Genomic DNA, 21,052 nt, shown 5'->3' on the forward strand with positions numbered 1-21,052 from the left:
CGCGGCGGTGCACGTCGGGCAGATCAGTGCCGGGCCAGGTGCTGGTTCTCGACGAACCAGCGATAAGCGTCGCGCAGGCCGTCTTCCAGGCTGATGCTCGACTGCCAGCCGAGCGCCTTGAGGCGCGAAACGTCCATCAGCTTGCGCGGTGTGCCGTCCGGCTTGCTGCTATCGAAAATCAGCTCGCCCTGGTATTCGGTCACCCGGGCGATGGTTTCGGCCAGCTCACGGATGCTGCAGTCCACACCGGTTCCCACGTTGATGTGCGACAGCATGGGCTGGGTATGAGCCTGATAGACCTCGTCGTCCAGCTCCATGACATGCACGCAGGCCGCGGCCATGTCGTCCACGTGCAGGAATTCGCGCTGCGGCTTGCCGCTGCCCCAGATCACCACCTGGTTGTCGCCACGCTGGGTCGCTTCGTGGAAGCGCTTGAGCAAGGCCGGCACCACGTGACTGTTTTCAGGATGGAAGTTGTCGTTGGGGCCATAGAGGTTGGTCGGCATCACGCTACGGTAGTCGCGGCCATACTGGCGGTTGTAGCTCTCGCACAGTTTGATGCCCGCGATCTTGGCAACCGCGTAGGGCTCGTTGGTCGGCTCCAGAACGCCGGTAACCAGCGCCTCTTCCTTCATCGGTTGTTCGGCGAACTTCGGATAGATGCACGACGAGCCGAGGAACAGCAGCTTCTGCACGTCGTTGCAGTGCGCCGCGTGGATGATGTTCGCTTCGACCATCAGGTTCTGATAGATGAACTCGGCCGGATAGGTGTTGTTGGCGTGGATTCCGCCAACCTTGGCCGAGGCCATGTAGACCTGATCGATCCGGTTCTCCGCGAAGAACGCGTTCACCGCGGCCTGGTCGACCAGGTCCAGCTCTTCACGCCCGCGGGTGATCAGATTGGTGTAGCCCAACGCCTGCAGGCGACGGACGATTGCCGAACCCACCATGCCACGATGTCCCGCGACAAAAATACGTGCGTCACGATTCATATTCAGTTCTCCACACTCACTGGAATATCAAAGCCGTGCTCTTTCAGCAGGGCGTGGCGCTGGGCGACCTTGAGATCCTCACGGACCATCTCGGCGCACATTTCCTGCACCGTGATCTCCGGAGTCCAGCCCAGCCGTTCTTTGGCCCGGGTCGGATCGCCAAGCAAGGTTTCGACTTCCGCCGGCCGGAAGTAGCGCGGGTCGATGCGGACGATCACATCGCCGACGTTGAGCGCCGGCGCCTTGTCCCCTTCGACGCTGACGACAATGGCGCGTTCATCCACCCCGCTCCCTTCGAAGCGCAACTGGACGCCCAGCTCGGCGGCCGACCACTTGATGAACTCACGCACCGAGTACTGCACGCCGGTGGCGATGACGAAATCCTCGGCCTGCTCCTGCTGCAGCATCATCCATTGCATGCGCACGTAGTCCTTGGCGTGTCCCCAGTCGCGCAGTGCATCGAGGTTGCCCATGTGCAGGCACTTCTCCAGGCCCTGGGCGATGTTCGCCAGGCCTCGGGTGATCTTGCGGGTCACGAAGGTCTCGCCGCGGCGTGGCGATTCGTGGTTGAACAGAATCCCATTGCAGGCATACATGCCGTAGGACTCGCGATAGTTGACGGTGATCCAATAGGCGTAGAGCTTGGCCACCGCATAGGGCGAGCGCGGGTAGAAGGGCGTGGTTTCCTTCTGTGGAATTTCCTGCACCAGGCCGTAGAGCTCGGATGTCGAGGCCTGATAAAAGCGCGTCTTTTTCTCCAGGCCCAACAGACGGATGGCCTCCAGGATACGCAGCGTGCCCATGCCGTCGACATCGGCGGTGTACTCGGGTGCCTCGAAGCTCACCGCGACATGGGATTGCGCGCCGAGGTTGTAAACCTCGTCGGGCTGCACTTCCTGGATGATGCGGGTCAGGTTGGACGAGTCCGTCAGGTCGCCGTAATGCAGCACGAAGTTCTGATGTTCGACGTGAGGGTCCTGATAGATGTGATCGACCCGCTGCGTATTGAACAACGAGGCGCGGCGCTTGATGCCATGCACCTCATAGCCCTTTTCCAGCAGAAACTCGGCGAGGTAGGAACCGTCCTGGCCCGTAATTCCGGTGATCAGCGCGCGTTTCTTTTCCATTTCAGAGTACCTGTAAGTTCCAGATGACAAGAGGTGGTGATGCGGGACGACCGGCGGGCGCAAGCGCCATCAGGCGCCGGACACCCCGCGGTCGGTTCGATCGATTGTTGGCAGTGGACGTTAACGAAGCATGACCGCCCCGCCCGGCACGGACGTACGGACGGCTCATGCGAGCATTTCCTCGTACAGCGCCTGGTATTGGCGAGCGATGACCGGGCTGTCGAAGGTGCTGGTTATTTTGTCCCGCGCATTGCGCGCGAGCGTCGAATAGTCGGCCTCGCCGGTAATCCACTCGACGCCCTCGGCGAGGCCTCGGGCTTCGAACGGCGCGGCCTTATAGCCGTCGTGCAGATGGGTGACGATGTCCTTGGGACCGGTCGCATCGAAGCACACCACCGGCGTGCCGCAGCCCATGGCTTCGGCCAGGGTCTTGCCGAAGGCTTCCATCAGGCTCGGCGCGATGAACACGTCGGCCGCCGAATACAGCAGGCGCAGCGAGATGCTGTCGTGCAGATAGCCGAACGAGGTGTAGTCGAAGCCCAGGCCATCGGCGATGGACTGGTCCAGCTTGCCGAAGAAACACAGGTGGTACTTGGCCGGGTCGAGGTGCTCGAGCATCTCGAGGTACTTGCCGAAGCCCTTGTAGGTGTCCTTGGCGCTGGTGCAGCCGGTGAGGATGATCTGCTTCTCGGTGTTCAAGCCGAGCAGTTGTCGCGCCAGTGATTTGTCCAGCGGGAAGAACTCGCTGGCGTCGACGTTGTTGTGAATGGTGCGCACGTCGAAATCACGGAACAGCAGGCTCTGCCTGGCCTGCTCGGAGACCCAGTCGCTGATGCCGATCATCTTCATCGACTTGGGCAGGTACTTGCGCTTGCGGTTGAGCACGAAGCGCGACAGGTCCCGATCGGAGGAGCTGCCGAGCTGCTCGCAGCTCCCGCAGCCGGTGGTGAATTTTTCACAGCCCATGGCGTAATGGCAGCCGCCCGTCATCGGCCACATGTCGCGCATGGTCCAGACCACCGGCTTATGCAGCTTGGCCAGATGCTTCATGTCGACGAAGCCGCCATTGACCCAGTGCAGGTGGACCACATCGGCCTCGCGGCATTCGGCGCTGTCGGTAAAGTCCGCGCCCATGACGCCGGCGCTGAACATGCCCGATGGGCGCCCACGGTACAGGCTGGCGAACGCCTGGTCGGCCTGGCTGCGGGCGATGCTGATGATCTTGTCTTTCTTGCTGCGGCTGACCGAGACCACCGAGGTGTCGCCATGGGTAACCTGGCTATTGGTGTAAACGAGCGAGTCGACACCCAGCGAGCGCAAGCCCTGGTGCAGCCAGTAGGCACCGCGTGCGGCGCCACCGGTCAATTCGCCCGCGACCAAATGTAAAACCTTCATATCAATCAACACTCTCTTGCGGGTGCGGGGTCTCGCGGCGCAGCGCCGCGTACCACCTGCGCGACGCGATCAACACGATCACCATCAACGAGGAATAAATGACGATGCTGGCGACGGCGAACGCCTGCACCGTGGCCAGCGCGTTGCCGATCAGCAACGCACCGCCGAACAGCGACAGCACACGCAGACTGGTGCTGAACATCTCGAACAGCAGGAAGCGGCCTTGCAGTGAAAGCGCCGGCACCGCCACCACACAGGGGCGCGAGACGAAGATCACGTACTCGGCCAACGCCAGCCAACGGGCATACTCGCCGGCCACGTGCCACTGCTCACCGAACACCAGGGCGAACAACCAGGGCCCGATCACCGCGACCAGCGTGAACGGCACCAGACCGACCAGGCCCAGCGCGGCGGTGGCTTTGAGCAGCATCGCCGCAACCGGCTCGCGGTCGTGGATGGCGCGGCTGATGCGCGGGTAATAGACATCGGCGACCGATTTGCCGATAAGGTTGGTCGGCATCGTCAGCGCCTGCTTGCACAGGGCGAAGAAGCCGGCAGCAGCCGGGCCGAAATAGGCGGCCAGTACCAGCGTCGGCAAATGCTGGGACACCGCGTTTATCAGCATGACCGGCGCGCGAAACTTGGGGAAATCACTGTGCTGACGCGCCAGCTCGAGCATGCCGGGGCTGTCCTGCTCGGCGTCGCCGTGGTGATTGTCCGTGTGCGGTTTGGCCCGCAGCATGGCCAACCCCAGCATCGCCGCGTGCAAGGCCTGCTGCAGCGCCGTGGTACAGACCAACACCAGCGCAGAGGATTGCAGCAGGCCGGCGACGGTTCGGATCGAGTTGAACAGCAGCGAATGGCCGACCGCCACGCTGGCGGTGATGCGGAAACGCTGGGTACGGAACAGCCATTGCTGGCAGATTTCCAGCGCCGCCCCGCAGAACATGACGAACGGGATAAGCATCAGGTAAGGCTGAATGATGCTGATGTCGGCCACCGCCGCCAGCCGCTCACCGAACAGCTGCAGCGCGAGGGCAACCAGCGTCGCCAGCACCAGTGCCGTCACTAGCGCCAGCCGCACCAACCCACGCGCATCACCATCGCGCTTGGGCAGCACGATGGCGATGGGGTAGGTCAGCGCGGCGACCGGAATCAACATCATGGTCACACTGAGAAAAGTCCCCAGCACACCATAGGCTTCCGGCCCGTAGATACGGGTGATCACCGGCATGAAGGCCAGGGTGATCGCCTGTGCACCCGCGGTGCCGGAAACCACCGTGACGATGTTACGCAGCAGCTTGCTGCGCAGGCTGCCGTGCCACAGCGCGTTCAGGCGCTCGCGCAACGGAGAGGCGCCGCGCTGCATGCTGGACTGATCGATGGCGCTCACTCGCCGTTCCTCGCTCAGGCCTGGACCGGCTGACGGCCGACGCCGTAGTAGCTGAAGCCTTCACGCTTGACCTGCTCGCGGTCGTACTGGTTACGTCCGTCGATGATCAGCGGAATGTTCAGCAGCCGCTTGAGCGCACGGAAATCCGGGCGCCGGAACGGCTTCCATTCAGTGACCAGGCACAGCGCATCGGCATCGATCGCGGCCTCGTACTGACCTTCTACGATCTGCAGACGACCGTCGGCGAACCAGGCTTCCGGGAACTCCCGGCGAGCGGTCTCGCGAGCGACCGGGTCGAACGCACGCACCTTGGCGCCGGCGTTGATCAGGCTATTGATCAGCACCACACTCGGCGCCTCACGCATGTCGTCGGTGCCGGGCTTGAACGCCAACCCCCAGACCGCGAACGTACGGCCTTCGAGATCGCCATTGAAATGAGCGGAAATCTTGTTGAACAACGAATGCTTTTGCTGATCGTTGCGGGCCTCGACCGCCTGCAGCAGCTTGGGCTCGAAATCGTTCTGGTGGGCGATGTTGATCAGCGCCTTGACGTCTTTCGGGAAGCAGGAGCCGCCGTAACCACAGCCGGCATAGATGAAGTGGTAGCCGATGCGCTCGTCCGAACCGATGCCCAGGCGCACATTTTCCACGTCCACCTCGAGCCGCTCGCAGAGGCTGGCGATCTCGTTCATGAAGGAGATTTTCGTCGCCAGCATGGCGTTGGCCGCGTACTTGGTCATTTCCGCGTCGCGGATGCCCATGAACATGGTCCGTGGGCGGTTGCGAATGAACGGCGCGTACAGTGCGCTCATCACCTGGCGGGCGTGCTCGTTGTCGGCACCGATGACGATCCGGTCGGGGTGCATGAAATCATCCACCGCGGCCCCTTCCTTGAGGAACTCCGGGTTCGATACCACGGAGAATTCGATGTCGACGCCGCGCGCTTCGAGACGCTCGTTTATCGCGGCGCGCACCAGGTCCGCCGTGCCAACCGGTACGGTCGACTTGTTCACCACGATGGCCGGCGCGTTCAGCATGTCGCCTATCTGCCGAGCCACTTCCAGGACGTAGCGAAGGTCGGCCGAGCCGTCTTCGCCTGGCGGTGTGCCGACGGCAATGAAGAACACCTCGGACTGCTCTACCGCTTCGCTCAGCGAAGTCGTGAAATGCAGACGCCCGGCGCTATGGTTCTCCGTGACGATCTCTTCGAGACCCGGCTCGTAAATAGGCAGAATGCCCTGCTTGAGATTATCGATCTTGGACTTGTCGACATCGACGCAGTAGACCGTGTTGCCCATTTCCGCGATGCAGGCACCGGTAACCAGACCGACGTAGCCGCTTCCGACGACGGTGATGTTCATAGCAGGATCCTCGATTTAGACATTGATGCGGGCGTGCCTCGGCGCGACCCTTGCGGAGGCCGTTGGCGGTATTACTTGCTGGGCAGTAGTCAATCCGGGCCGGCAACCGCGTTGGCGGCGCCCAGCCCGGCAGGGACAGTGCAACCGGATCAGACCGTTTGCTGCTCGCTGTACCCGTAGTGGTCGTAGTAGCCACGGAACTGACCGTTCTTCTTGGCCTTCTCGATGTCGACGTGGTTGAGCACCACCCCGATGACCGGCGCGTTGCTGTTCTGCAACTGGCTGACCCCTTTCTGAACGTGCGGAATCAGGGTGCTGTCGGACTTGACCACGTAGATAACCGCATCGGCGAGCGTCGAGAGCACGGCCGCATCGCTGACCGCCTGGCTCGGTGGCGAGTCGATGATGATGCGGTCATAACGGCCCTTGACCACCTCGAGCAGCTTGGCGAAGCGCGGCGAAGACAACAGTTCCAGCGGGTTGGAAGGCACCGCACCGGCGGCGATCATGTCGACGTTGCCGACGCTGTGGATGCACTCTTCTAGCTTGGCGTTGCCACCGATGAGATTGACCAATCCAGGCGTGCCCGACTTGAAATCGAACGCTTTGTCCAGCGTCGCACGGCGCAGGTCGGCGTCGATCAGCAGGACGCGATGCAGCTGCCCCATGGCGAACGCCAGGTTGGCCGACACCGCACTCTTGCCCTCGTCCGGCGCCGTGGAGGTCACCACCAGCACCTGGCGTGGCTGGTTGGCCTCGCTCAGCAGCAGATTGGTTCGGATGGTCCGCACGGCTTCGCAGAAACGCTTGTCGCTGCTGCGCTCGAACAGATGGCTGACTTCCTTGCGCAGCTTGCGCGGTACTTGCGGAACGATGCCCATGACCGGCAAGCCAAGCTTGTTCTCGACCTCCTCCGAGCTCTTGAAGGTGTTATCGAGAATCTCGCGGATGATCGCCTGGGCGACGCCCAGTACCAGCGCCAGGAACAGTGCCACCACCAGAATCAGCTTCTTGTTGGGCGCGCTGGGCTCGGTCGGCGGAATGGCCGCATCGACCACGCGAGCATTGGTGGAGCTCAGATCGGAGGTCGCGGTGGTCTCCTGCAGGCGAGTCATGAAGGTGTCGTACAGGGCGCGGTCGCTTTCGACCTGACGCTGCAGGTCACGCACCTTGAACTCCTTGCGGGAGATGTCCTGGATGCGGCTCTTGTTCTCGTCGAACGAGGACCGCAGCGAGTTCTCATTGGCCACGGCCAGTTGATAGTTGCGCTCGATGCTCGCGACCACCTGCTCGACTTGCTGCTTGAGGCTGGCGGTGGCGGCATTCAGGTCGGAACGCGCCGACACCATCGCCGGGTGGCGATCGCCATAGCGACGCGACAGGTCTTCCACCCGCGAACGGGCATGCGCCTGGTCAGCCTTGAACTGCTGGATCAGCGGGTGACCCAGCACCGCCGGCACGCTGGCGAGACGCTGCCAGCCCTGATCACGCATCGATTGGACCTGACGGTACTGGCTCTCGGCCTCGGCACGCTGACGACGGGCATCGATCATCCGGTCGCCGGTCAGCGACAGCTCGCTGGCGCTGATGGTGCCGACCCCGTTCAGATCGACCAGCCCTTCGGCGTCCAGGTAAGCCTGGAGCTTGTCCTCGGAATCCTGCAGGTTCTGGCGCAGCGACACCAGGCGGTCGTTCATCCAGCTGGCGGCAGTCATCGACATGTCGACCTTGGCTTCCAGCTGCGCTTCGATATAAGCCTGCGCCAACTGGTTGGTCGCTTGCGCAGCGGTCATGCGATCGGCCATGGCGATCGACAGATAGACCAGCTGGCTCTTGCCCTCGACCCACACCGAAGTGCGCTCCATCAGCGACTGGGTGGCGAAGTCGAGGATTTCCGCTTCGGTGGGCGGCGTAGGCTCTTCGCCGGTCAGCGAATCGATGATGCCGCCGATATCCAGCAAGGGGCCTGGCTGCTGGCGCAGGTCGAATTCGGGATGCTTGGTCAGATCCAGATCGCGCACCACTCGCTCGGCCACGCCGCGGCTCTGCATCAGGCTGAGCTGGGTTTGCAGGTATTCACTGAGCTCCACCGGGGTATCCGCCGCGGGTTGGAACGACAGCACGGGCGTGCCCTTGGTCTCGATCAGCACCGAAGCCACGGCCTTGTAGATTGGCGTCATCCGCGCCAGCAGGAAGACTGTCAGCAGCGCAACGACACCGACCAACAGGACAATGCCCCACTTGCGCGACCAGATGGCATGCCAGATTTTCTTCAAGTCTATGAAGTCGCTATCGGTAGCGGGCCCTACGGGCCGCTGCCATGGTCGATCCGGGCGAACTGGGCTGTTCATCAGAAGAATCCTTCGTCGATATTGATCGTGTCGCCGGGGCGAACCTGGGTATCCATGGTGGCCTTCTCTTCGGCGCGGCTACCTTCGGACCCCCGCACGATGGTCATGCGTTTGGTCGAGGCGCGTTCGGTCAGGCCACCCGCCAAGGCGATCGCACGATCCAGTGTGAGACCGGGCTGGTAGGGATAGCCGCCGGGGAGCTTGACCTCGCCGGAAATGTAGAACTCGCGGTAGTTGACCACCGATACCGAAACGCGCGGATCGATCAGGTAGCCGTCCTTGAGCTTCTCGACCAGGACATTGCGCACCTCGCCGGGGGTCTTGCCGTTGGCATCGACCTCGCCGATGAAGGGGAACGTGAAGGTGCCCGCATCGGTCAGGCGTACCTCTTCGAACGAAAGGTCGGGCTCGCCGTGAACGCTGATGCGGATCACGTCGCCCGAGCCCAGCTTGTACTGCGCGGCGCTGGCAGTCGCACTCAAAGCCAGCAGCAATAACACGGACAGAAATTTGAAGATGTTCGGGATGCGCATGTTCGGCTCCTCCTTAGGCACTGGTTAACGTCCTACCCGGGCCTCAAAGGCTCAGGTCGAAACTCAGCAGGTAAACGTTTCGGTCATAGGTTTCCGAACGCAGGTTGGAATCGTTCTCCGTCCTGAGATACGACAGGGTCACGTCGACCCAGCGATCCGGCGACCAGGTCACGCCGGCGCCGTACGACGTCCGGTCGTCGTTACGGCCAATGCCTTCGTAATCGCGATCGGAGAAGCGATACTTCAGCTCGGTCGCGATGCGCGAGGTCCACTCGTGCTCCCAGGTGGCCAACGTGGTCCAGTCGTTGATGGTGCTGGCGCCGTCGTCACCTTCGTCGAAGGCCCGTCGCGAGGTCAGGTTGAACACCGAATAGGTGCGCGGCTTCCAGGTGACGCCGACCTCCCACATCGGGCTGGTGAAGTCTTCGCGCTGGTCGCTGTCGAAATCCTTGCGCTCGGCGCCGAGCTTGAAGCTGCCGGACGTCTTCCCGGTGGCGTCCCAGGTGGCGCCACCCAGCAGCGCCAGGTTGGTGCTGTCACGCAGGGCGCTGCTGAGTTTGTAGTCATGATCGGTGTGGCGAACCTCGACGAGCGAGCGCGTCTTGGCGCCCAGGCGATGGAACCAGATGGAGTTGAACATCAGGCTGTCGCGCTCTTCGGAGGCGTTGATGTTGCCGCTGTTGTGGTAGCGCAGCTGTTCGTAATTGGTGCCGAACTCCAGCTGGTTGCGCGCGCTCTGGGCGCCAAAACGGTACGCGGCGCGGGCGATCGCCCGGCTGTACTTATCGTTCTCGGTGGCGTCTTCGGTGTCGGCCGTCTCTTCCACACGGTGGTAGGCCAGCCCCCAGCTGAGACGGTGGCGCGAGGTGAACTCGATGACGCTTCTCAGGTTGAGATGGTGATCGGTATTGCTCGCTTCGGAATCGGAATGAAAGATATCGCTGTTCAAGGAGTATTCGAGCTCGTACTCGCTGTTGCGATTGCCCGTCCCCAACAGGAAGGTCGGATTGATTCCGGTGACCCAGGAGGCCTGCTCGTTGTCCGCCAGCCCGCGATAGTTGTCGTCATAGCTTTCGCGTACGACCAGGGTCGGGGTGAACTCGAAACCGCCAAGGCGTATGTTCTGTGGCTCGTTCACTGCCCAGCTATCGGTAGCGACAAGACACAGTAGCGATACACCTGGAAGTGTGATGTTCCTCATATGGAATCCCTTCTCGGAGATGGATTTTCATTCATGCCTCGACTCCAGCCGCGACGCAGGGGCTCTTGTGAGCAGGCATAGACACGCAACAGACCGCAAATATCCCTGACAGTTGCAGAATCGATGAGCGGTGCCTCCCGGCGCTGCCGGTGAGCGCCGCCGCAAGCGGTCTGCCACCGCATCTCGGGCACGCTACCGCCCCAAAGCACGAAGCCCTGTAGCGGATTGCGGACAAAGCCGCAGCTCGCTTCGGCCGACCGTTCGGCACGGCTGGCCAAGCAAGGTGTCATTCGGGGTTTTAACGAAGCCGCAACGTCGCGGCCTGCCGAACCGGCTCGATACTCGCCAGCCCGACCTGAATCTGGTGCTGCCGGTTGAGCACATTGAGCAGCAACATCACCCGCTCTTGCCCATCCATGGCGAGAAAGATCGCCTCCATCTCCGTGCACGCCCCGACCCGGACCTGCACCCGATCCCCGCGAACCAGCACGGGAGCGGGCCGAGCCGTTGCGCAGCGCTGGCGAAGCTGATCGATGATCGTCTCCTGCACGCGACACGGCTGACCGCAGAACCCGACGACACGATTGACACCGCGCGTCGAACGCAACGACAGCCAGCTGTCCTGCGCCCCCATGCGAACGAACACATAGCCGGGAAACAACGGTTGCGACTGCTCGCGCACCTTGCCGGCACACAGGCTCTGCATCATCACGGTCGGGGCGAAGCATTCGAAGCCCTGCCTCGACAGGTGCTCCTGAGCGCGCCCGTCCTGACGCGGCTTGCACTGCAGCAGATACCAGGCCTCAGTCGGCAAATCGGTGTGCCTATCCACAGCGTCTCCGCGAGTACTCAAGCAATCGGTGAAGGTCGAGCAGGCCTGGAGCACCAGGCGCCTTCACTGGACAGGCCCGATCCAGAGCAGTTCCGCCCTGTTACACGCAGCAACACACTTGGAAGGACGACCGGTCACGTCGGCAGGCAATCGATGATGACGGGACGTTTTGCTGGCGAACCAGGCGTCGGGGCGCCTGGGCTCGGCGAAGGTGCCGAATTTGGCAAAGCGAGCCCTGGCATCGTGACGGGCGGGCTCGCGGGGAATTACAGCGTAGCGGGGATAAGGGAATCGCGCAGCGGGGAGGGTCAGGCGCGCTCGATACGATCAGGGTGGATCACGATGCGCCCCTGCTTGTAGAGGCCACCGATGGCTTTCTTGAAGTTGCCCTTGCTGACGCCGAACAACCGCGCAATCTCATCGGCAGCGCTTTTGTCACTGACCGCAAGAGTGCCCTGGTTCTCCTCCAGCTTCTGCAGGATCAGCGCCTGCAAGGCGTCGCCCGCCTCGCTGCCAACCGGCTGCAGGCTCAGGCTGATCTTGCCGTCGGCGCGCACTTCCTTGATATAGCCCTTTTCCCGCATGCCGCCGCGCAGGAACTTGAAGGCCTCGTTCTTGTGGATCAACCCCCAGTGCCGGCCGTTGATGATCGCCTTGTGCCCGAGGTCGGTGGGCTCGACCACCAACAGGTCGACGGCTTCACCAACCTTGTAGCGCGCAGGTGTCTTGTCCAGGTAACGATCCAGCCGCGCCGTGGCGGTGATGCGACGGGTGTGCTTGTCGAGATAGACGTGCACGACGCAATAGTCGCCTTCGTTCAGCTGGCGCCTCTCCTCTGAGTGCGGCAACAGCAGGTCCTTGGGCAAGCCCCAGTCGAGGAAGATCCCGACCCGGTTGATCTCGACCACCTTGAGGCTGGCGAACTCACCCACCTGCACCTTGGGCTTCTCGGTGGTCGCGATGAGCTTGTCTTCGCTATCGAGATAGACGAATACGTTGAGCCAGTCGTCGACCTCGGTGGGAACGTTCTTGGGTATGTAACGGTTGGGCAGAAGGATCTCGCCGTCCGGTCCGCCGTCCAGGTACAGGCCGAAACCGGTGTGCTTGACGATCTGCATGCTGTTGAAGCGCCCGATTGCGGCCATTGCAAGATTCCTGAGGTTCGAAGGCAGCGATTCTAACAGGCCCGCCCGGCACGGCGGGTTGCGATGAACGAGCGGACCGCCCGAAGACACAGCCGGGTATGGCGAGGCCCGTCGATCCGGCCCCGCCCTGCCCCACACCCGGAGCCACACCTATCGCGGCAAGGCATAGGCGATCACCGAGTCTCCCGCGCGGGTGCCGAGGGAGCCGTGGCCACCGGCAACAACTACCACCATCTGCCGTCCGGAACGGCTGAGGTAGGTCATCGGAGTGGACTGGCCCCCGGCCGGCAGCCGCCACTTGGCCAGTTCCCGGCCCGTGCTGCTGTCATAGGCGCGCAGGTAGTTGTCCAGCGTGCCGCTGAGGAACGCTACGCCGCCAGCCGTGAGCATCGGTCCGCCGAGACTCGGCACGCCCATCTTGAAGGGCAACGGGACCGGTGCACGGTCGCGCACGGTGCCGTTCTTGCGCAGCCAGTGGGTCTTGCCGGTACGCAAATCCGCCCCGGCGACGTATCCCCACGGCGGCGCGGTACACGGCAGGCCGATCGGCGAGACGAAGGGCTTGAGCTCGACCGCGAACGGCGCGCCGAAATTCTCGTTGAGGTGTGGCGCCTTGTCCGAGACGTAGGTTTTCTGGTCGTCTTCCCGGGGAATCAGGGTCGAGGTGAACGGCAGGTAAGCCGGCGTACTGAACACCACCTGCCGGACCGGATCTACCGCCACGCCACCCCAGTTGAACACGCCGAAATTGCCCGGATACACCAGGGTGCCCTGGGTCGAGGGCGGTGTGTAGCGACCTTCGTAGCGCAGCGAATGGAACTGAACATGGCAAAGCATCTGATCGATGAAGGTGGCGCCCCAGAGGTCCTTGCCCTCAAGCATCGGAGGCGCGTAGCTCAGCGCCGAGACCGGCTGGGTAGGCGCGGCCCGGTCACCTTCGGCGGCACCCTGCGGGGCCGGCACCTCACGAACCGGCAGGATCGGCTCCCCCGTACGACGGTCGAGCACATAGATGTCACCCTGCTTGGTCGGCGCGACCAGCGCAGGGACCGGGCCGGATTCAGTGTCGATGTCGACCAGACTCGGCTGTGCCGGCACGTCCATGTCCCATAAATCGTGGTGCACGGTCTGAAATACCCAGCGCAGCTGGCCGCTGTCCAGGTCGAGCGCGACGATGGAAGACGAGAAGCGCTCGGTGTTTTCCCCACGTTCGCCGCCCCATTGATCCGGCACCTGATTACCCAGCGGCACATAGACCAGGCCCAGCGCCTCGTCGGCACTGGCGATGCTCCAGCTGTTGGGCGTGCTCTGACTGTACGTCTGCCCCTCGGCAATCGGCTCGGTCTGCTCGGGATTACCCGGATCCCAGTTCCAGCGCAGCTCGCCGCTGATGGCGTCGTAGGCGCGAATCACGCCCGACGGCTCGGTAGTCGAGACGTTGTCGTTGACCGCCCCACCGATGATGACCAGCCCATTGGCGACCACCGGCGGCGAGGTGGAATAGTAAAAGCCCTCCTTCACGTTCGGCATGTTGGCCCACAAATCCACCTCGCCATTACGGCCGAATTTAGGACAGACCTGACCTGTTTTAGGGTCGAGGGCGATCAGCCGGGCGTCGGCGGTCGGCATGAACAGGCGCTGCGGGCAAGCCTGGCTGTCGGCAGGCGCCTCACTGGCGTGGTAGGACAGGCCGCGGCAAGTCAGATGCTGACGATTGGCGGAGTCCGGGACCTTCGGATCGAAACGCCACCGCTCTTCCCCCGTATCGGCATCCAGGGCGATGACCAGATTGTGCGGGGTACAGATGTAGAGGCTGTCATCGACCTTCAGCGGCGTCACTTCGTAGGTCGTTTCATCCGGATCGCCCGGCCGACGCTGATCGCCGGTGTGGTAGTGCCAGACCTGCTCCAGGCCATCGACATTGGCAGGCGTAAGCTGCGCCAGTGGTGAGTACCGCGTGCCGGCCTGGGTACGACCGTAGGCATGCCATTCGCCTTCCGGCACCTGCCCGGCTGGACTCGCCGACGCCACGGGCGCTGCCGCCAGAGGCTGGGGCAACATGCCCTTGATGTCATGGCTGTCGGTCGAAATCGCCTGCACCGCCGTTGCGCCCCAGAGCGCGACCGCCAGCATCAGCACGAGGGCGCCGCCGCCCCAGGCGCGCGCACCGAAATGTTGCCAGCCCAGCCGCTGCGCAATCCAGGGCGTCAGGAACCACAACCCCAGCGGTGCGATGATGCTGCCGCGGGGTGCCAGCTGCCACCAATCGAAGCCGACCTCGTAGAGGGCCCACCCCAGCGCGGCGAGCATCACCAACGCGTAGACCCACAGGGCCGCGCGGCGTCGGGCCAGCAGCAAGCCGCCGGTTAGCAGAAAACCCACCGCCAGCAACGCGAAGTACCAGGTACCGCCAAGCGCGATGATTTTCCAACCGCCAACGGCGAGCGCGAGCCCCAGGATGATGCAGAAAATTGCGCTGATGACGACCGCCACACGCCCTCCTTTCGTGTACTCAGGTTACGAAGATGAAAAACGGCCTCTCCACCGGTCATCGTCGGCAAGCGCTGGGACAAATCAGGGCGCCCGCATTGCAGTGGACCGTTGGTCGGCCGGAACGCTCCCCAATTGCTCGAAATTGGTGCGCCGGCTTAAGGCGCCTCAAGCCCGACGCGCAACAGTTTGCCGCTCGGCGAATCGGTCAACAGATAGAGATAGCCATCCGGCCCCTGACGGACATCGCGGATGCGCTCGCCCAGTGATTTCAGCAAGCGTTCTTCATGAGCGATGCGATCGCCGTCGAGCTGCAGGCGGATGAGTGATTGGTCCACCAATGCCCCGATAAAAAGGTTGTGTTGCCATGCCGGGAAACGATCCGCGTCGTAGAAGGCCATACCGCTGATGGCCGGAGATCGCTCCCAGACGTAATGCGGCGGCTCGGTGCCCTCGGCTGATTTCCCCTTGGCTTCCGGTATCGGTCGCCCGCTGTAGTCGATGCCATGGGTCGCCAATGGCCAGCCATAATTGCGCCCCGGCTGCGGGATGTTGACTTCGTCACCGCCGCGCGGGCCGTGTTCATGCGTCCAGAGGCGGCCGCTCCAGGGATTGAAGGCCGCGCCCTGCTGATTGCGATGACCATAGGACCAGATCTCCGGGCGCGCTTCTGCCGTCCCGACGAAGGGATTGTCGTCGGGCACCCGACCGTCCGGGTAGATCCGCACCACCTTTCCCTGCAGCTTGCCCAGATCCTGCGCAGTGGGCCGCTGGTTGTTCTCGCCCAGCGCGATGAACAGATGGCCTTCACCGTCGAAAGCCAGCCGAGAACCGAAGTGAACGCCGGTGGACAGCTTCGGTTGTTGCCGGAAGATCACCCTGAAATCCTCGAGCCCCGAGTTGTCGTCCGTCAGCCGACCACGCCCCACGGCGGTGCCAGCCTTGCCGCCCTCGCCTGCCTCGGCATAGCTGAGGTAGACCAGGCGGTCCTGCTGGAAGTCGGGCGACAGGCGCACGTCCAACAAACCGCCCTGGCCGCGCGCATAAACCTCTGGAATGCCATCGAGCGGCTTGGACAAGCGCCCCTGACTGTCGACGATACGCAGCCGCCCCGGCCGTTCGGTGACCAGCATTCCGGCCTGCTCGGGCAGAAACGCCAGGGCCCATGGGTGTTCCAGCCCCTCGGCAACGGTTGCCACCGTGACGCGACCTTGCTCGCTGTCGAACGACTCGGGGGCCGCGAGGGCTTGAGCGGAACAAGCCAGAACCACGCTGTAAATGAACGCGCGATGGGCATTGCGCAACATGGGAAGTCCTCCAGAGCGTAAGCATGAGCCTTTAGCAAAGACCATGACGGCGGGTAAACGCTTCGGAAAAAGTCGTGTCATCGAATAATCGAACAAAAATTAGCCAGATCTGTATAATGTCCGGTTCGACTGACCAAAGGAACCAGATGACGATGGCCTCCAAGACCACCTCCGCCAAACGCAAACCCGAACCCGCCAGCGAAACCAGCCAGTCGCTGGCCGCGCAGATGGCCGCCTTTCTCAAGGCCGGCGGCGAAGTTCAGAAGATTCCCAACGGCGTCAGCGGCCAGACCCAGGGTCCATCGCGCCAGATCACCATCAGCAAGAAGTAACCCGCAACAGCCTGACCGACGCGCGAGCTTCCACTGCCCTGTGCCGTAGCGCAGTGGCTCGCCAGGTTTCCCGCCGATACACCCCGAGCCCAACATGACCGACCCGATACGCTTGTCCAAATGCCTTGCCGAGCAGCTTGGCTGTTCCCGACGCGAGGCCGAGCTCTATATCGAAGGCGGCTGGGTCAAGGTCGACGGCAAGGTGATCGAAGCACCATTTTTCAAGATCGGCAGCCAGCAGATCGAATTGCTGCCCGGCGCCACCGCTACCGAAGTGCCACCTGTCACGCTGCTGCTGCACAAACCCGCCGGCCAGCCCACCGCAACGGACCCGGCCGACGCGCAGCGACAACTATCCAGCGCCGAACACTGGGCCGGCGACGGCGCACGCATCGCACCGCGCGCGCGACATCTTGCCCGCCAGACCGCCCTTTTGCCGCTGGAGCCGGACGTCAGCGGCCTGGTGCTGTTCAGTCAGCAGCGCGAAGTGATCCGTAAACTGGCCGACCCGCGTGGCAAGCTCGAGCAGGAGTACGTCGTCGAAGTGGCCGGCGAGCCAGAGGAAGGCGGCCTGGCACTGCTGGCCAAAGGCATTGGCCATAGAGGCAAGATCCTGCCCAAGGCCAAGGCCAGCTGGCAGAGCGAAACCCGTTTGCGCATCGTCCTCCATGCACCACGTCCCGGCGATCTGCGCCAACTCTGCGAGGCCATCGGCCTGCAGATGCTCAGCTGCAAGCGCATCCGTATCGGTCGCCTGTCAATGGCCAAGCTGCCAGTCGGCGAGTGGCGCTTCCTCGGCGAACACGAACGTTTCTAGACGGCTACATAGCGAACCATGACGCCGACGGCTCGCGCCGTCCGGCCGCTCGGCTACGCTGATGAGCTTGAAACGGACCCGAGCCATTTGCGGTCTGCATATCAAATGCCCTATCGGCCGGCTGCTTCGCCACCACCGCAAAGGTTCGCCATGCACAGACTCGTTCTGCTTTTATATGCACTGCTCCCGCTGTATTGCGGCGCGCAGCAGCGAGTCGAAGTATGGTCCTATCATCTCTCGCCACCTTTCATGCTCGATGACCAGCAGGGTTTGTCGCATGCGTTCGTCGACATGCTCAACAAGGACCCAGGCAACCACGATCGCTTTCGCTTCGAGCTGGTAGAGCTGCCGCGCAAGCGGGTGGATGAGCGCCTTGCCCAAAGAAGGCCTGGCGTTCTGCTCTGGGCCACGCCGAGCTTCTTCAACCCCAAGCAGACCGCCCACGGCAAATGGTCGCAGCCGCTGCTGATCGATCAGCAGGATTTCGTCTCGCTACCCGACGCGCCGTTCGATTACGAGGGGCCCGAGTCGCTTCACGGGCTGGTGCTGGGCGGTGTGCTCGGCCATCGATACCGTGCACTTGAAGCGGACATCGCCAGTGGCAAGATCGTCCGCCAGGATGTCCGGACCGACGCGCAGAACATCGAGAAACTGCTGTCGGGCCGCATCAATACCCTGCTGATTCCACGCTCCACATTCCTCTACTATCGCAAGGAGCAACGTCTGCGAGACCTGTATATCTCGACGACGCCGCTGTACCAGTTCGCGCGGCACCTGTTGATCAACGGACCGCTCGACGAAGCCGTTGTCCACTACCTGGAAGAATTCCTTCGCGCCTTGCCAGACAATCCCGAATGGCAGATTCTGCTGTTCAAGTACGGACTCAACCCCATCGCCAACGAGCGCTGAGAAGCTGAACAGAAACGCGACATGCCGGTCAGAACAACGCGCTGACACCTCTAACAACAGCAAGAGAACCAAGCCGTAATGAAGAATCTTTGGGTAATCGGATTGCTCATGCTCCTGGGAGGCTGCGCCTCTCAGCCGTGTGACCAGTCGCGTAGCGACAGCTCGTGCCGCGCAGAGCGGCTGCTCTATCAGAACGATCTGTTACAAGCGAAGATTCTTATCGCCATTGGCGATGAAGAGGGTTACGAGCTTGCCGATGCCTTGCTCAAGCGCAGCGCTCGCCTCGATGAACGTGGCGAGATCGAGTTCTATCAAGCGCTGCTGTTGATCCGCCAGGGCCCGCAACCCGAACAGGTGCTGCAGCTGCTGGAGAAGGCTCGAGCCAAGGGACATCCGCACGCCGTGGCGCTGCTGTACAAGATCTACCAGGAACCCTATCTGCTGGATGAGCGCGATGCCGCCAAGGCAGAGCTGTACCGCCAGGCCTATGCCGAGCTGGACGTCGCGCAGAGTGGCTATCCGTCCTTCGAAAAGGCGCTGGAGCTGGTCTCCCAGCTCGTCGAGCCGCCACCACCGCTGCCCGAACGGGTCGACCCCTGCGCCAATCGGTGTCTTTGACCCGCTGGCCACAGGTCAGTCGTCTAGGTCTTCGCCTGCGCGCGTTCGAGCGGCGCAGGCCGTCATATCTGTCAAAGGGCCCGACCAGCTAACCCGGTATTTCTCCCGCGAGCTGCTGCCGTTCGGTCCCCGCACGGGAGACCGACGACGCTTGCCGCCCTGCTCCACCAGTCTTGCCCATAGGGACAGGCCAGCCGGGACCGCCGCCGAAACAAGCCGTTGCGGTGTGTTCCGAACCGTCGTCGCGCCTGCTGTTCTACTGAACAGGCGGTATTTTTTCGTTGAGTAACCAGAGACATGAGGGCTTCGATGCGGACGCGTCAGGTACTGGGCTGCAAGGCATTGCTGGTACTGCTGGCGCTCACCCTGGTCGTGGCCGGTTGCAGCCGGATGAACCTGGCCTATCGCAACCTGCACCTGCTGATTCCATGGTCGCTGGCTGACTACCTGGACCTGGATCGCGACCAGCAACGGCGTTTTCGTGCGCAATTGCGCGAGCACCTGGACTGGCATTGCCGTACCCAACTGCCCGGCTACCTCGTCGACATCGAACAGCTGCAGACGCAGGTCCGCCGAGGAGCCCTCGACGAACGCACGCTGCGCGCCGATTACGAGAAGGCACGCCGAGCCATTCACGCGATCGCCACGGAAATAACCCCAACGCTTACGCAGCTATTGGCCGGCCTCGACGAGACGCAGGTCCGCGAACTCGACGAAGCCCTGGAAGAGGATCGTCGCGAAAATCGGGACGAATACCTGAAGCCACCGCTTGATCAGCAGATCCGCGAGCGAGCGGAACGCATGAGCGAGCGGGTCGAGCAATGGCTTGGCAGTGTCAGCCCGGCACAACGGCAGCGCATCCTGACATGGTCCCATGCACTCGGAGCGCAAAACCGACCCTGGCTGGAAAACCGCGCCCACTGGCAGCAGCGGTTGAGTGAGGCCTTGGCCGATCGTCACGGAGCCGGCTTCGAGCAGCGCATCACGCAGTTATTGCAGGCCCCGGAGACGCTCTGGAGCGCCGACTACCGTGCCGCCTTCGGCCGTGCCGAGCAGTTGACCCTCGACCTTGTGCGCGAGCTTTACAAGCTGTCCGATGCAGGCCAGCGGCAGCACTTCGTGGGCCAGCTGGAAGACCTGCGCAAGGACCTGGGCTCGCTGGAATGCCTGCCGGAGCCCAACTGATCCCTGCGCGTACTGAGGTGCGCACCAAAGCCAGTTAGTGCGACTAGCGGCGGCGACGCAACAACAGCAAACCGGCGCCGATCAGCCCCACCGCGATGCCGCCTGCTACCAGCAGATTTTCCTGACGCGAATTGTCGGATCGCCAGCCGCCATCGATTCGACGCTGGCCCAGTGCCGGATGAAAGAGGTTGCCTGACGAAGGCGCCACGCGATCGGCCCGACGCAGCGCAGCACCGGTAATCAGCCCCGACAACTTATCGAAGCCAGGCGTGATGAAATGCGCGAAGCGCAGCAGGGTCGCCATCACGCCGACCGAGGTGGTATGGCGTGGGTGCAACGCCAGGCTGACCATCGCTTCGGCCACCTGGCGCGGATCACAGAGCGGTGGCGGCGGTTGCAGGGAGCGGCCCGCATAGTTGCCACCATCGCGAAAACCGGGAGTGTCTACGACCGAGGGATACACATCGCACACGTGGATGCCGGGCCATTGCACCAGCTCCCCGCGCAGTGCATGGGAAAAACCGCGCAGCCCAAACTTGCTGGCCGAGTAGGCGACGGCGTACGGCTGCGGCACCCAGCTGCCGACCGACAAGGTGTTGATCAGCACACCGCTGTTCTGCTGTTTGAAATAGGGCAGCACCACATGCGCGCCGCGTAGATAGCCGATCAGATCGGTTTGCACCACTTGCTCGTGGGCGTCTAGCGGCGTTTCGTCAAACGCGCCAACCGCGCCGACGCCGGCATTGTTGACCCAGACGTCGATACGCCCCTGCCCGAAGTCGGCGGCGGCGCTGGCCAGCCGCTCAACCGAGTCGCTGAGGGTCATGTCGGTGACCACCACCAGCGTCTCGCCGCCGCAGGCCCGGCACTGCGCGGCGACCTCTTGCAAGGCCTCGTCGTCGCGTGCAGCCAGCACCACACGGGCCCGCTGACGCGCAAAGGCCTGCGCCGCCGCGCGGCCAATGCCGCTGGATGCACCGGTGATGACCACCACCGCGCCGTCGAGCGTGGTTCCAGAACTAGACATGCTCATTCCCTCCTGCTGACCGTCGTCCATAGCTGAC

The 21,052-nt window shown here is 63.0% G+C and carries 18 protein-coding genes; 5 read left to right on the forward strand and 13 right to left on the reverse strand.

Features of this window, described 5'->3' with window-relative positions; genetic code table 11:
- Positions 1 to 23: 23 nt before the first annotated feature.
- The 12 genes from fcl to KCX70_RS16005 all read right to left on the reverse strand — a co-directional run bounded on the left by fcl (position 24) and on the right by KCX70_RS16005 (position 16,127).
- Positions 24 to 992, reverse strand: coding sequence for a GDP-L-fucose synthase (gene fcl / locus KCX70_RS15950; protein WP_021206648.1), 969 nt, complete (start codon positions 990 to 992; stop codon positions 24 to 26).
- A 2-nt stretch (positions 993 to 994) separates the two neighbouring features.
- Positions 995 to 2,119 carry a GDP-mannose 4,6-dehydratase gene (gene gmd, locus KCX70_RS15955; RefSeq protein ID WP_212618116.1) on the reverse strand — a complete coding sequence of 375 codons (1,125 nt, stop codon included), beginning with the start codon at positions 2,117 to 2,119 and terminating at the stop codon, positions 995 to 997.
- A 165-nt stretch (positions 2,120 to 2,284) separates the two neighbouring features.
- On the reverse strand, positions 2,285 to 3,514 hold the full coding sequence (locus KCX70_RS15960; protein ID WP_212618117.1) for a glycosyltransferase family 4 protein: 1,230 nt from the start codon (positions 3,512 to 3,514) through the stop codon (positions 2,285 to 2,287).
- A 1-nt stretch (position 3,515) separates the two neighbouring features.
- Complete coding sequence (locus KCX70_RS15965) at positions 3,516 to 4,907, reverse strand: lipopolysaccharide biosynthesis protein (protein WP_212618118.1); 1,392 nt, start codon at positions 4,905 to 4,907, stop codon at positions 3,516 to 3,518.
- A gap of 14 nt (positions 4,908 to 4,921) precedes the next feature.
- The gene (locus KCX70_RS15970; protein WP_021206652.1) at positions 4,922 to 6,268 is read right to left on the reverse strand and encodes a UDP-glucose dehydrogenase family protein; all 1,347 of its coding nucleotides are present in this window, start codon (positions 6,266 to 6,268) and stop codon (positions 4,922 to 4,924) included.
- A 149-nt stretch (positions 6,269 to 6,417) separates the two neighbouring features.
- On the reverse strand, positions 6,418 to 8,619 hold the full coding sequence (locus KCX70_RS15975) for a GumC family protein (protein ID WP_212618119.1): 2,202 nt from the start codon (positions 8,617 to 8,619) through the stop codon (positions 6,418 to 6,420).
- Complete coding sequence (locus KCX70_RS15980) at positions 8,619 to 9,152, reverse strand: polysaccharide biosynthesis/export family protein (RefSeq protein WP_102847161.1); 534 nt, start codon at positions 9,150 to 9,152, stop codon at positions 8,619 to 8,621. Before KCX70_RS15980 ends, KCX70_RS15975 begins: the two co-directional genes overlap by 1 nt.
- Positions 9,153 to 9,195: 43 nt before the next feature.
- On the reverse strand, positions 9,196 to 10,353 hold the full coding sequence (locus KCX70_RS15985; protein ID WP_212618120.1) for an outer membrane beta-barrel protein: 1,158 nt from the start codon (positions 10,351 to 10,353) through the stop codon (positions 9,196 to 9,198).
- A gap of 298 nt (positions 10,354 to 10,651) precedes the next feature.
- Positions 10,652 to 11,185, reverse strand: a complete 534-nt coding sequence (rfaH, locus tag KCX70_RS15990; protein ID WP_243391860.1) for a transcription/translation regulatory transformer protein RfaH — start codon at positions 11,183 to 11,185, stop codon at positions 10,652 to 10,654.
- Positions 11,186 to 11,493: 308 nt separating this feature from the next.
- Positions 11,494 to 12,330 (reverse strand): CvfB family protein, encoded by an 837-nt coding sequence (locus tag KCX70_RS15995; RefSeq protein WP_212618121.1) that lies wholly within the window; start codon positions 12,328 to 12,330, stop codon positions 11,494 to 11,496.
- Between the two features lie 150 nt (positions 12,331 to 12,480).
- On the reverse strand, positions 12,481 to 14,823 hold the full coding sequence (locus tag KCX70_RS16000; protein WP_212618122.1) for a glucose/quinate/shikimate family membrane-bound PQQ-dependent dehydrogenase: 2,343 nt from the start codon (positions 14,821 to 14,823) through the stop codon (positions 12,481 to 12,483).
- Positions 14,824 to 14,978: 155 nt separating this feature from the next.
- Entirely contained in the window at positions 14,979 to 16,127 is a 1,149-nt protein-coding gene (locus KCX70_RS16005) for a PQQ-dependent sugar dehydrogenase (RefSeq protein WP_212618123.1), read from the reverse strand.
- Between the two features lie 152 nt (positions 16,128 to 16,279).
- Here KCX70_RS16005 and KCX70_RS16010 point away from each other — a divergent pair, with 152 nt between their 5' ends.
- The 5 genes from KCX70_RS16010 to KCX70_RS16030 all read left to right on the forward strand — a co-directional run bounded on the left by KCX70_RS16010 (position 16,280) and on the right by KCX70_RS16030 (position 19,988).
- Positions 16,280 to 16,459 carry a hypothetical protein gene (locus tag KCX70_RS16010; protein ID WP_025240851.1) on the forward strand — a complete coding sequence of 60 codons (180 nt, stop codon included), beginning with the start codon at positions 16,280 to 16,282 and terminating at the stop codon, positions 16,457 to 16,459.
- Between the two features lie 94 nt (positions 16,460 to 16,553).
- On the forward strand, positions 16,554 to 17,276 hold the full coding sequence (locus KCX70_RS16015; protein WP_212618124.1) for an RNA pseudouridine synthase: 723 nt from the start codon (positions 16,554 to 16,556) through the stop codon (positions 17,274 to 17,276).
- A 150-nt stretch (positions 17,277 to 17,426) separates the two neighbouring features.
- The gene (locus tag KCX70_RS16020) at positions 17,427 to 18,185 is read left to right on the forward strand and encodes a substrate-binding periplasmic protein (protein WP_212618125.1); all 759 of its coding nucleotides are present in this window, start codon (positions 17,427 to 17,429) and stop codon (positions 18,183 to 18,185) included.
- A gap of 78 nt (positions 18,186 to 18,263) precedes the next feature.
- Entirely contained in the window at positions 18,264 to 18,803 is a 540-nt protein-coding gene (locus tag KCX70_RS16025) for a hypothetical protein (protein WP_212618126.1), read from the forward strand.
- 309 nt (positions 18,804 to 19,112) lie between these two features.
- The gene (locus KCX70_RS16030) at positions 19,113 to 19,988 is read left to right on the forward strand and encodes a DUF6279 family lipoprotein (protein ID WP_102847156.1); all 876 of its coding nucleotides are present in this window, start codon (positions 19,113 to 19,115) and stop codon (positions 19,986 to 19,988) included.
- A gap of 43 nt (positions 19,989 to 20,031) precedes the next feature.
- Here KCX70_RS16030 and KCX70_RS16035 read toward each other — a convergent pair whose 3' ends face one another.
- Positions 20,032 to 21,015, reverse strand: a complete 984-nt coding sequence (locus KCX70_RS16035) for an SDR family oxidoreductase (RefSeq protein WP_212618127.1) — start codon at positions 21,013 to 21,015, stop codon at positions 20,032 to 20,034.
- Between the last annotated feature and the right edge of the window lie 37 nt (positions 21,016 to 21,052).

Source organism: Stutzerimonas stutzeri, assembly GCF_018138085.1.
Classification (GTDB): domain Bacteria; phylum Pseudomonadota; class Gammaproteobacteria; order Pseudomonadales; family Pseudomonadaceae; genus Stutzerimonas; species Stutzerimonas stutzeri_AI.

Coding starts and splice junctions, on each gene's coding strand:
- KCX70_RS15975 (WP_212618119.1), bottom strand. CDS start 8,619: ATGAACAGCCCAGTTCGCCCGGATCGACCATGGCAGCGGCCCGTAGGG.
- KCX70_RS15980 (WP_102847161.1), bottom strand. CDS start 9,152: ATGCGCATCCCGAACATCTTCAAATTTCTGTCCGTGTTATTGCTGCTG.
- KCX70_RS16005 (WP_212618123.1), bottom strand. CDS start 16,127: ATGTTGCGCAATGCCCATCGCGCGTTCATTTACAGCGTGGTTCTGGCT.
- gmd (WP_212618116.1), bottom strand. CDS start 2,119: ATGGAAAAGAAACGCGCGCTGATCACCGGAATTACGGGCCAGGACGGT.
- KCX70_RS16020 (WP_212618125.1), top strand. CDS start 17,427: ATGCACAGACTCGTTCTGCTTTTATATGCACTGCTCCCGCTGTATTGC.
- KCX70_RS15995 (WP_212618121.1), bottom strand. CDS start 12,330: ATGGCCGCAATCGGGCGCTTCAACAGCATGCAGATCGTCAAGCACACC.
- KCX70_RS16015 (WP_212618124.1), top strand. CDS start 16,554: ATGACCGACCCGATACGCTTGTCCAAATGCCTTGCCGAGCAGCTTGGC.
- KCX70_RS15970 (WP_021206652.1), bottom strand. CDS start 6,268: ATGAACATCACCGTCGTCGGAAGCGGCTACGTCGGTCTGGTTACCGGT.
- fcl (WP_021206648.1), bottom strand. CDS start 992: ATGAATCGTGACGCACGTATTTTTGTCGCGGGACATCGTGGCATGGTG.
- KCX70_RS15985 (WP_212618120.1), bottom strand. CDS start 10,353: ATGAGGAACATCACACTTCCAGGTGTATCGCTACTGTGTCTTGTCGCT.
- KCX70_RS15960 (WP_212618117.1), bottom strand. CDS start 3,514: ATGAAGGTTTTACATTTGGTCGCGGGCGAATTGACCGGTGGCGCCGCA.
- KCX70_RS16035 (WP_212618127.1), bottom strand. CDS start 21,015: ATGTCTAGTTCTGGAACCACGCTCGACGGCGCGGTGGTGGTCATCACC.
- KCX70_RS16010 (WP_025240851.1), top strand. CDS start 16,280: ATGGCCTCCAAGACCACCTCCGCCAAACGCAAACCCGAACCCGCCAGC.
- KCX70_RS16030 (WP_102847156.1), top strand. CDS start 19,113: ATGCGGACGCGTCAGGTACTGGGCTGCAAGGCATTGCTGGTACTGCTG.
- KCX70_RS16025 (WP_212618126.1), top strand. CDS start 18,264: ATGAAGAATCTTTGGGTAATCGGATTGCTCATGCTCCTGGGAGGCTGC.